Source organism: Streptomyces sp. URMC 126, from assembly GCF_051386555.1.
Taxonomy (GTDB): domain Bacteria; phylum Actinomycetota; class Actinomycetes; order Streptomycetales; family Streptomycetaceae; genus Streptomyces.
The window spans coordinates 1-9863 of the sequence record NZ_JBPQTX010000265.1 but is presented as its reverse complement, the minus strand read 5'-3'; the positions used below and the strand labels follow the sequence as shown (position 1 = coordinate 9863).

Here is a 9863-nt window from a genome sequence, read left to right as displayed (position 1 = left end):
CCCCCGTCGCCCCCGACGATCGAGGGCTCCCCAAAACCCGCCCGACCGGCGCGGAGTGACCCGTCGGACGGCCAACCCGACGCGACCGCCACCCCCTTGTCGGCACCCCTAACCCTCAATAAAATGTCACACAGCACAGAAGGGCATCGGTATGACCGTCACCTCCTGGACCCCCACCCACCCCTGGCGCGGCGTCATGGTCGCCACCGCACTCCCGTTCCGCGGCGAAGGCGAAGGCGAAGGCGACGGCAAAGGCGACGGCCCCGACCGCGGCGACCTCGACCTCGGCATTGACTACGACGCCTACGCCGCGCACGTCCGCCGGCTGCTCGACGCCGGCTGTGACGGCGTCGTCCCCAACGGATCGCTCGGCGAGTACCAGACGCTCACCGACGAGGAGCGGGCCCGCGTGGTGCGGACCGCCGTCGAGGCGGCGGGGGAGGGGGCCCGGGTGATGCCCGGGGTGTCGGCGTACGGCTCGGCCGAGGCGCGGCGCTGGGCGGAGCAGGCCGCCGACGCCGGATGCGGCTCCGTGCTGCTGCTGCCGCCGAACGGCTACCGCGCCGACGAGCGCGCCGTCCGCGCCCACTACGCGGAGGTCGCCGAGGCCGGGCTGCCGGTCGTCGCGTACAACAACCCCTTCGACACCAAGGTCGACCTGACCCCGGACCTGCTGGCCGCCCTCCACCGCGACGGGTCGATTGTCGCCGTCAAGGAGTTCTCCGGCGACGTCCGACGAGCCTACGAGATCGCCGAACTCGCCCCCGGGCTGGACCTGTTGGCGGGTGCCGACGACGTCCTGCTGGAGCTGGTCACCGCCGGGGCCGTCGGCTGGATCGCCGGGTACCCCAACGCGTTCCCCGCCACCTGCGCCGCCCTCTACCGGGCCGCCGCCGACGGCGACCCGGACACCGCCCTGTCGCTCTACCGCTCCCTGCACCCGCTGCTGCGCTGGGATTCCCGGACGGAGTTCGTGCAGGCCATCAAGGTGTCGATGGACGTCGTCGGGTTCCGGGGCGGTCCGAGCCGGCCGCCGCGGCTGCCGCTCGTCCCGGAGGCGGAGGCCCTGGTGCGCGCCGCCACCGAGAAGGCCGTCGCCGACGGACACCACTGACACCCCAGCGGCCACGAAAGGACCGCCCGTGCGCACCCGCCACGTCTTCCACGCCGTCGACTCGCACACCGAAGGCATGCCCACCCGCGTCGTCACCGGCGGCGTCGGAGTGATCCCGGGCGCCACCATGGCCGAACGGCGACGGCACTTCACCGAGCACCTGGACCACCTCCGCACCCTCCTGATGTACGAGCCGCGCGGCCACGCCTCCATGAGCGGCGCGATCCTCCAGCCCCCGACCCGCCCCGACGCCGACTACGGTGTCCTCTTCATCGAGGTCTCCGGGGTGCTGCCGATGTGCGGGCACGGCACGATCGGCGTCGCCACCGTCCTCGTCGAGACCGGCATGGTCCCCGTCGCCGAACCCGTCACCACCGTCCGCCTCGACACCCCGGCCGGTCTCGTCACCGTCGACGTCCGGGTGGAAGACGGCGCCGCCACGGCGGTCACCCTCACCAACGTGCCGTCCTTCTGCGTCGCCCTCGACCGGAAGACGGACGTCCCCGGGTACGGAACGGTCACCTACGACCTTGCCTTCGGCGGCAACTTCTACGCCTTCGTCGAACTCGACGCCCTGGGGCTGCCGTTCGACCGGGACCGCAAGGACGATCTGCTGGCCGCCGGACTCGCCGTCATGGACGCCGTCAACGCCTCGCCGGACCGGCCCGTCCACCCCGAACACCCGGAGATCGGCGGGCTCAAGCACGTCTACCTGGCCGCCCCCGGCTCGGACGCGCGTCACTCGCGGCACGCGATGGCCATCCACCCCGGCTGGTTCGACCGGTCGCCCTGCGGCACCGGCACCTCCGCCCGGATGGCCCAGCTGCACGCCCGCGGCGCCCTCCCGCTCGGGCGCGACTTCGTCAACGAGTCCTTCATCGGCACCCGGTTCACCGGCCGGCTGCTCGCGGAGACCGAGGTCGGCGGCGTCCCGGCCGTCGTCCCCGCCATCACCGGACGCGCCTGGATCACCGGCACCGCCCAGTACTTCCTCGACCCGGACGACCCCTTCCCCGGAGGCTTCCTCCTGTGACTTCCGTGACTCCTGTGATCCCTGCGGCACCCGCGTCACCCGTGACACCCGTGGCACCCGTCACCCACACCTCGTACAACCCGGCCGATCCGGCCGACGTCCTCACCGAGTTCACGGCCCCCGGCCCGCGCGCCGCCGCCGACGCCGTCGCCCGGGCCCGCGCCGCGCAGCCGCAGTGGCGCGGTGCCGGCGCCGGCGCCCGCTCGGCGGTCCTCGCCTCGATCGCCGAGGCGATCGCGGACGCCGCCGCCGAACTCGCCGCCCTCGCCGTACGCGAAGTGGGCAAGCCCGTCACCGAGGCCCGCGCGGAGGTGGCCCGTACGGTCGCGACCTGGCGGTACTACGCCCAGGCCCCCTACGAGCCCACCGGCACCGTCCACGAACCCGCCGCCGGCCCGGGACTGCTGCTGACCCGCCGCCGCCCGCACGGCGTCGCGGGCCTCGTCACGCCCTGGAACTTCCCGTTCGCCATCCCGAGCTGGAAAGCGGCCCCCGCCCTCGCGGCCGGCAACACCGTCGTCCTCAAACCCGCGCCGGAGGCCACCGTCTGCGCCCTGCGCCTCGCCGAGATCGTGGGAAGCGAGCTCCCGGAGGGGGTGTTCACGGTCGTGCCGGGCGGCGCGGCGGAAGGAGCCGCCGTGCTCGACGCGGCCGACGCGGTCTCCTTCACCGGTTCGACGGCCGTGGGCGCCCGCGTCGTCGCCGCGGCGACTGCCCGGGGCGTCCCGGTCCAGGCCGAGACGGGCGGGCTGAACGCCGCGATCGTCCTGCCCGACGCCGACATCGGGCGGGCCGCCGCGCACATCGCCGCCGCGATCGCCGGGTACGCCGGGCAGAAGTGCACCGCCACCAGCCGGGTGATCGCCGTGGGCGCCGCCCTCGAACCCCTCCGCGAGGCCCTGGCCGAGGCGCTGCGCGCGCTCCCGGCCGGCGACCCGGCCGATCCCGCCACCGTCTGCGGCCCGGTGATCTCCGCGCACGCCCGCGAGCGGGCGGCCGAGGCGGCGGAGGGCCTGTCCGTCCTCGCCGCCGGGCCGGTCCCCGAGGGGCCCGGGTGGTACGCGGCCCCCACCCTCGTCGAGAAGGCGGAACCGGGGCACCGGCTGCTCACCGAGGAGGTGTTCGGCCCGGTCGCGGTCCTGCTGCCCGCGGCCGACCTCGCCGAGGCCGTACGGATCACCGACTCCGTCCCCCATGGGCTGGTCACCTCGGTGCACACGGCCGCCCTTGACGCCGTCCTGCACGGGCTCGACGGACTGCGCGCCGGTATGGTCCGCGTCAACGCCCCCACCACCGGCGTGGACTTCCACCTCCCCTTCGGCGGCACCGGGGCCTCCGGCCACGGACCGCGCGAACAGGGCCGCGCCGCCCTGGAGTTCTACACGGCCGAGCGCACCTACACCCTGCTGCCCCACAACACAGCGTGACCCGGGACGGCAATGTGACATTGTACGCTGGGGGTCCAGTCCGCCGGGGCGCGAAAGGGACACCATGGGCCACCTCCAGCAGCGCAATCTCATCACCGCCCGGGAGCGCTTGCGCGACCAGGTCGCCCACGCCCTGCGCGCCGCGCTGATCTCCGGTGAGCTGCGCCCCGGCGAGGTCTACTCCGCGCCCGGTCTCGCCGAGGACTTCGGCATCTCCGCGACGCCCGTCCGCGAGGCCATGCTCGACCTGGCTCGGGAAGGGCTGGTCGAGCCGGTCCGCAACAAGGGCTTCCGGGTCACCGAGGTCAACGAGCGCGACCTGGACCAGTACACCGAGATCCGTACGCTCATCGAGGTGCCCATGGTCGGGCGGATCACCCGGACCGCCGCCCGCGCGGACTTGGAAGCCCTCCGCCCGGTCGCCGAGGAGATCGTGCGCGCCGCCCGCGACCACGACCTCATCGGCTACCTGGAGGCGGACCGGCGGTTCCACCTCACCCTCCTCGGCCTCTCCGGCAACGAGCGCCTGGTCGAGACCGTCGGCGACCTCCGCAAGCGCTCCCGCCTCTACGGCCTCACCGCTCTCGACGAGCGCGACGAGCTCATCCCGTCCGCCGAGGAGCACCTGGAACTCCTGGACCTGATGCTCGCCGGCGACGCCGAGGGTGCGGAGGCGTGCATGAACCGCCACCTCGGCCACGTCCGCTCCCTCTGGGCCGCGAACGCCGAAGCGGCGGCGCGGCCCACCGCCCGGAAGCCGGCCGCCGCCCGCCGCTGACCCGCGACGAGCGTCCGCCGCGTCGGGCCGGCCGGACGTCGGCCCGTCCGGACGTCGGCCCGTCCGGACGTTGGACCGCTCGGACGTCGGTCCGCCCGGAGCCGGTCGCGCCCGCGTACCGGCCCGGTCACTCCCGTGCACCGGCCCGGTCGCACCCGCGCACCGGCCCGGTTCACTCGCGCGTACGGGCCCGGGCGCCCCGCGCGTACGGGCCCCAGCGCCCGCGCGTACGGAACCGTCCGCCCGGACGTACGAGCCCCCGCGCCGGCGGTGGCACGGTCTTCCGTCGTCTGGGCGTACGGGCCCCCGCGCGGGGCAGAAGCCGTCGCACGGGCGCCGTCCCGCCCGCCGGACGGGTGACGGCGGCCCGCGCGCGGCGCCGCTGCCGGGGTCGGTCCGGCGCCGCTGGGACCGTGGGAGGACGGACCGGGCCGCAGGGCCGCGGGGGCCGGAAGGACCGGACGGGAGGTACGGCGACGTGGGTGGTGTGGTGCCCGCACTGGTAGCGCTGCTCGCGGCGGTGGGCAACGCTCTCGGGACGGTGCTCCAGCGGATCGCCGCCCGGACGGTCCCCGAGGGGGACGCGTTCAGCGTGCGGCTGGTGCGGCATCTGCTGCGCAGCCCGGCGTGGCTGGGCGGTATCGCCGTGATCGTCGGCGCGGCGGCCTGCCAGGCGCTCGCCCTGACCCTGGGATCGCTGTCGCTGGTCCAGCCGATCCTGGTCCTGGAACTCCCCTTCACCCTGCTCATCGCCTGTGCCTTCGCCCGGCGGCGGCTGCCGGCGGCCGGGTGGGCGGCGTCGCTGACGGTCGCGGCCGGGCTCGGGCTGGGGCTGGCGGCGGCGGCCCCGGGCGGGGGCGCGGACCAGGCCCCCGCCGCCCGCTGGATCGTGACCCTGGCCTGCACCGGGACGGCCGTGGCGCTGTGCGCGGCGGCCGCCCTGACGCGGTCGCGCGGCCGGGCGCGGGCGGCGCTGTTCGCCTCGGCGTCGGCGATCGCGTACGCCCTGACCGCCACCCTGATGAAGGCGGCCACCGGCACCTTCGACGAACACGGCGTCGGCGCCTTCCTCACGGCCTGGCAGACGTACGGCTTCGTGGCCGCCGGCGCCTGCGCCCTCTTCCTGCTGGCCAACGCCATGGAGTCGGGGCCGCTGGTGGCCTCCCAGCCCGCGCTCACCCTGGGCGAGGCGCTGGTCAGCCTGGCGCTCGGGAGCCTGGTCTACGGGGAGCGGGTGCGGACGGGGTGGTGGCTCGTCCCGGAAGGCGTCGGTGTGGTGCTCGTCACCTGGGGGATCGTGCTGCTGCCCGGGGCGGACCCGGAGAGCCGGGACCCGGCGGGGGAGCGGACCCCGGGATGACCGGCGGTCGGCGGCCGGCGCCCGCCCCTGCCGCCGGGCCGCCCGTCCGAGCCGCCCGAGCCGCCCGAGTGAAGGAACGGGGCGGTCCCCACCGGTCGGTGAGCCGCCCGCCCCATCAGACGGAGCGCCTCAAAGGATGTGCTCCAGAGTCTCGATCACGAAACCGTTGTTCTGGCCGATGGGGATCGTGTTCGGGCGCAGAAGAATGTCGAGCAGACCTCCGAGACCTTGGGAGGAGTCGTCGGCAGAAGGCGCGGCCATCGGGACGCGCTTGGCGTTGACCGGGTTAAGGCCGTCGGCAGCGTGCGCTGGCGCGGTGGCCGTCAGCAGTGCAATGCTCGCGGTGGCCGCGGTGAGGACACGAGAGATCATCTTCATGACCGGCATAACGACCGGATAGTAGGACCGTCACCATTGTGGAGAAGCGCACGTCAGGCCCCCTTTCCCGGGGGCCTGACGTGTTCCTGGCGGCCGGCCACGGCGGCCGGCGAGGCGCTGCTCGTCACCGAGCCGGCGCCTCACCATTCGCGCGGCACGACCTCCACGCCCATCGGCTGGAGGGCCAGCGCGGGCCGCGGCTTGATGCGCTCCGGGGCGAGGAGCTCCAGCCGGAAGCGGCGCCAGATGTCGGCGACGATGTGGACCGTCTCCGTCGTGGCCACCGCGGCGCCGATGCACACCCGCGGGCCGAGGCCGAAGGGGAAGTAGGAGCCGCGGGGGACGCTGGGGGCGCCGGGGAGCCAGCGCTCGGGGCGGAACTCCTCGGCGGCCTCCCAGTGACGGGGATCGCGGTGGTTGACCCACTGGCTGACCGTGACCGTAGTGCCGGCGGGCACGACGTGCCCGCTGAACTCCATGTCCTCCATGGCGTCCCGGCTCGTGATCCAGACGGGCGAATAGAGGCGCATGGACTCGCGGACCACGGCGTGGGTGTAGGGGAGGGCTTCCATACGGGCCAGACCGGCCGGGGTCGCGGCGAACGCGGCCTCCGCCTCCGCGCGGACCCGCTCGGCGGCTTCCGGGTGGCGGGCGAGGAGGACGCTGGTCCACACGACGGCGTCGTTGGTCGTCTCGAACCCGGCCATGATCAAGGTGGCGAGCTCGTCGCGCAGTTCGTCCGGCGTCGGCTTGGGGTCGCCGTGCACGAGGGCGTGCAGGACGGGAGCCCGGTCGGGGTCCGAGGCCGCGGGCGAGGCGGCCAGGGCGCGCAGCGTACGGTCGACCCGGGCCATCGAGCGGCGGATGCGCAGCTTGCGCGGGGTCGGCACCCACTCGGGCAGGAGCACGGGGGAGGTCGACAGGTCCATGATGGGCGCGACCAGCCGGGCGACCTCGGCGGTGTCCTCGTCGCCGAACTCGTCGCCGAACATCAGGGACGTCACCAGCCGCAGGGTGAGGACCGAGACGTCGTCCTGGAGCGTGCGCGGGGTGCCGGTCCGCCAGCGGGCGAGCATGCGCTCGCCCTGGGCGTCGACGATCTCGGCGGCCCGGGTGGCCAGCCCCCGGCCGAAGGCGGGCTGCATGCGGTGCCGCTTGGCCTGCCAGTCGGCCCCGTCGCTGTTCATCATCGAGCGGGGAAAACCCTGACGCCGCGAACCGCGGCGCGTGTCCGCGCTCGCCTTGGAGAATTTGGAATTCCGGTCGACCAGCATTCGCTCGACATCGCCGGGTGAGGTCAGCAGCACATTGTTCGCGCCGAGGCGTACGACGTCTCCGTACGTTCGGGAACACGAGGTGAGAAAGCCCAGTGGGTCACTGCTGAATGCGTGGAGATTGCCGAGGAATTTGTCCCCGCCGGGTCCTGGTATTCCGACGGGCGGGGGAGCGGCGGTCGTCACGGGGGCCTCGCGGGAGTCGTACGGGGAGGAAAGCGGCCTATGAAGTCCTGGGTCCTGTGAAGGCCGATGAAGGCGCGGGCGGCCGCAGTCGCTGCTGCCGCCGCCCGCCTTCGTTTCGCCGTGCCGGCCTAGTAGTACGAGTACGGCAGGGTGAGACGGTCCTTGCGGGTAATCCGGGCGAAAAGCGCTCCGGTCAGGATCATCTTGCGCATGGCGGATACCTCCCTTTGCTCTCTCGGGAATTGTTCGGGGCCTCGTCACGGTGTGGCCACCACCGCTTCGCGACAATGTCGACGGTAAGCAGGTGTTCGAAAATTGACAAGGGTTGACGGTGGCGTCGCCATGTGGTTTGGAATTCCATGCTCCCCTTGAGGGGGGTCCTTTTTCGGCCCCCGATTCCCTTTCGGGCGGCGCGAGGCGCGGCCGGGATGATCCCGGAGTGTCGCCTCTGGTACGGAGGGTGGCGAACCCGCTGGTGAGACCCGCCTCCAAGGTCCGGTGGCAGCCGTTTCCGCAGGTTGTCGTACTATGTCCGACGTCGCTCTGTACGTCCTCGGCCGTCTCGCCGCCACATCCGTGTGTCCGCACCCGGGGGCCGTCGCGGCTTCAGCACCCGTGAGAACGCGGGAAAAGCGCGGAAGGTTCCGGTCGTCCCAGGCCATCCCCTGGCGGCACCGGCAGAACGGAAGAACATCTCGTGGATGTGAGCGCGGCCAATCGGAAGGGCCTCAGCCTCTTCGCCCTGATCATGATCGGCCTGGGGTCCATCTTCGGCTCCGGCTGGCTCTTCGGGGCCGGCCAGGCGGCCCAGGTCGCCGGGCCCGCCGCGCTGGTCGCCTGGGTGATCGGCGCGATCTTCATCGGCATGATCGCCATGTCGTACGCCGAGGTCGGCGCGGCCTACCCGCTGCCCGGCGCCATGGCCCGGTTCGGTTCCATCTCGCACGGCCCGGTGCTGGGCTTCGTCACCGGCTGGGCGGTGTGGATCGCGACGGCCTCGCTGATCCCCATCGAGTCCATCGCCGGCACCCAGTACATGGCGTCCTGGAACTTCGGCTGGGCCCGCGGCCTGGTCTCGGACGGCCACCTGTCCGCCACCGGCATCGGCATGGCCCTGCTCCTGACCGTCGCCCTGTGGCTGGCCTGCTACTGGTCCGTCGCCCTGCTCGCGCGGGCGAACAACCTGCTGACCCTGGTGAAGTTCGCCATCCCGGTCGTCGCCATCGCCGCGCTGATCGCCTCCGGCTTCCACACCGGCAACTTCACCGCCCACGGCGGCTTCGCCCCCAACGGCTGGTCCGCGGTGCTCACCGCCGTCTCCGCCTCCGGCGTCGTCTTCGCGTTCAACGGCTTCCAGGCCGTCGTCAACCTCGGCGGCAACGCCAAGAACCCGGGCCGGGCCATCCCGCTCGCCCTCGTCGGCGCGCTCTCCCTCGGCCTGGTCATCTACCTGGCCCTCCAGGTCGCCTTCCTCGGCTCGGTCCCGCCGGAGCGGCTCGCGGAGGCCGGCGGCTGGCACGGCGTGAACTTCGCCTCGCCCTTCGCCGACCTCGCCAAGCTGCTGATGCTGCACTGGGTCGTCACCCTGCTCCAGTTCGGCGCGTTCATCTCGCCGTCCGGCGCCAACATCGGCAACGTCGCCTCCTCCGCGTACCTGGCGCAGAACCTCGCCGAGACCGGCTTCTTCCCCAAGAAGATCGCCGAGGTGCACCCGCGCTACGGCGTCGCCCGCCCCGCCATGTGGCTCAACCTGGCCTTCTCCGTCCTCCTGCTGCTCACCATCGGGCACAGCTGGGAGGCCCTGGCCAGCGTCGTCTCCGCCGCGATGGTCGTCTCGTACCTCATGGGCCCGATCGCCGTCGGCGTCTTCCGGAAGACCAAGCCAGAGCTGCCGCGCCCGTTCCGGCTGCCCGCCGCCGCCGTGCTCTGCCCGCTGACCTTCGCGTTCGCCGCCTGCGCCCTGTACTGGTCCAAGTGGCCCAACACCGGCAAGGTCGCCCTGCTCACCCTGGTCTCGCTGCCCATCGCCGCGATCGTGCTGCGCCGCAAGGGCGAGCGGAGCCTCGCCAAGCAGTTCGCCCCCGCCTGGTGGATGGCCGCCTTCCTGCTCTGGACCGGCCTGATCTCCGCGCTCGGCAGCCCCGAGTTCGGCGGCCACGGAGTGATCCCCGGCGGCCTCGACACCGCGCTCGTCGGCGTCTCCGCCCTCGGCTTCTACTTCTGGGCCGTCCGCGCCGGCGTCCGGGCCCACGAGGCCGGGCTCCCCGGCCCCGACCCCGTCCTCGACGGCCCCGGGACCTCCGGGGCCACGCC

9 protein-coding genes are annotated in these 9863 nt (G+C 73.5%); 6 read left to right on the top strand and 3 right to left on the bottom strand.

The genetic code is table 11. The annotated features are described in order from the left end of the window. Window positions 1-151: 151 nt before the first annotated feature. The 5 genes from ACSNOK_RS25695 to ACSNOK_RS25675 all read left to right on the top strand — a co-directional run bounded on the left by ACSNOK_RS25695 (window position 152) and on the right by ACSNOK_RS25675 (window position 5712). Complete coding sequence (locus ACSNOK_RS25695) at window positions 152-1114, top strand: dihydrodipicolinate synthase family protein (protein ID WP_436783144.1); 963 nt, start codon at window positions 152-154, stop codon at window positions 1112-1114. 28 nt (window positions 1115-1142) lie between these two features. After that, on the top strand, window positions 1143-2147 hold the full coding sequence (locus ACSNOK_RS25690; RefSeq protein ID WP_436783143.1) for a proline racemase family protein: 1005 nt from the start codon (window positions 1143-1145) through the stop codon (window positions 2145-2147). Between the two features lie 50 nt (window positions 2148-2197). Then, complete coding sequence (locus ACSNOK_RS25685; RefSeq protein ID WP_436783142.1) at window positions 2198-3574, top strand: aldehyde dehydrogenase family protein; 1377 nt, start codon at window positions 2198-2200, stop codon at window positions 3572-3574. A gap of 64 nt (window positions 3575-3638) precedes the next feature. Beyond that, window positions 3639-4352: a GntR family transcriptional regulator gene (locus ACSNOK_RS25680; protein ID WP_436783141.1), complete on the top strand. Its 714-nt coding sequence runs from the start codon at window positions 3639-3641 to the stop codon at window positions 4350-4352. 490 nt (window positions 4353-4842) lie between these two features. After that, a complete protein-coding gene (locus ACSNOK_RS25675; protein WP_436783140.1) occupies window positions 4843-5712 on the top strand; it encodes a DMT family transporter in 870 nt (289 codons plus the stop codon). Between the two features lie 129 nt (window positions 5713-5841). On the opposite strand, the gene ACSNOK_RS25670 is transcribed toward ACSNOK_RS25675, so the two are convergent. The 3 genes from ACSNOK_RS25670 to ACSNOK_RS25660 all read right to left on the bottom strand — a co-directional run bounded on the left by ACSNOK_RS25670 (window position 5842) and on the right by ACSNOK_RS25660 (window position 7753). Continuing rightward, window positions 5842-6090 (bottom strand): hypothetical protein, encoded by a 249-nt coding sequence (locus tag ACSNOK_RS25670; RefSeq protein WP_436783139.1) that lies wholly within the window; start codon window positions 6088-6090, stop codon window positions 5842-5844. A 140-nt stretch (window positions 6091-6230) separates the two neighbouring features. Continuing rightward, on the bottom strand, window positions 6231-7550 hold the full coding sequence (locus ACSNOK_RS25665; protein WP_436783138.1) for a cytochrome P450: 1320 nt from the start codon (window positions 7548-7550) through the stop codon (window positions 6231-6233). Window positions 7551-7678: 128 nt separating this feature from the next. After that, window positions 7679-7753 (bottom strand): cittilin family RiPP precursor, encoded by a 75-nt coding sequence (locus ACSNOK_RS25660; protein ID WP_224347385.1) that lies wholly within the window; start codon window positions 7751-7753, stop codon window positions 7679-7681. 500 nt (window positions 7754-8253) lie between these two features. Between ACSNOK_RS25660 and ACSNOK_RS25655 the strand changes: the two genes are divergently transcribed. Further along, on the top strand, window positions 8254-9863 hold a 1610-nt coding region (locus ACSNOK_RS25655; protein ID WP_436783137.1), incomplete at its 3' end, for an APC family permease.

What these genes read in the sequence shown, in the direction of transcription:
- ACSNOK_RS25680 (WP_436783141.1), top strand. Translation starts at nt 3,639, where the DNA reads ATGGGCCACCTCCAGCAGCGCAATCTCATCACCGCCCGGGAGCGCTTG.
- ACSNOK_RS25670 (WP_436783139.1), bottom strand. Translation starts at nt 6,090, where the DNA reads ATGAAGATGATCTCTCGTGTCCTCACCGCGGCCACCGCGAGCATTGCA.
- ACSNOK_RS25695 (WP_436783144.1), top strand. Translation starts at nt 152, where the DNA reads ATGACCGTCACCTCCTGGACCCCCACCCACCCCTGGCGCGGCGTCATG.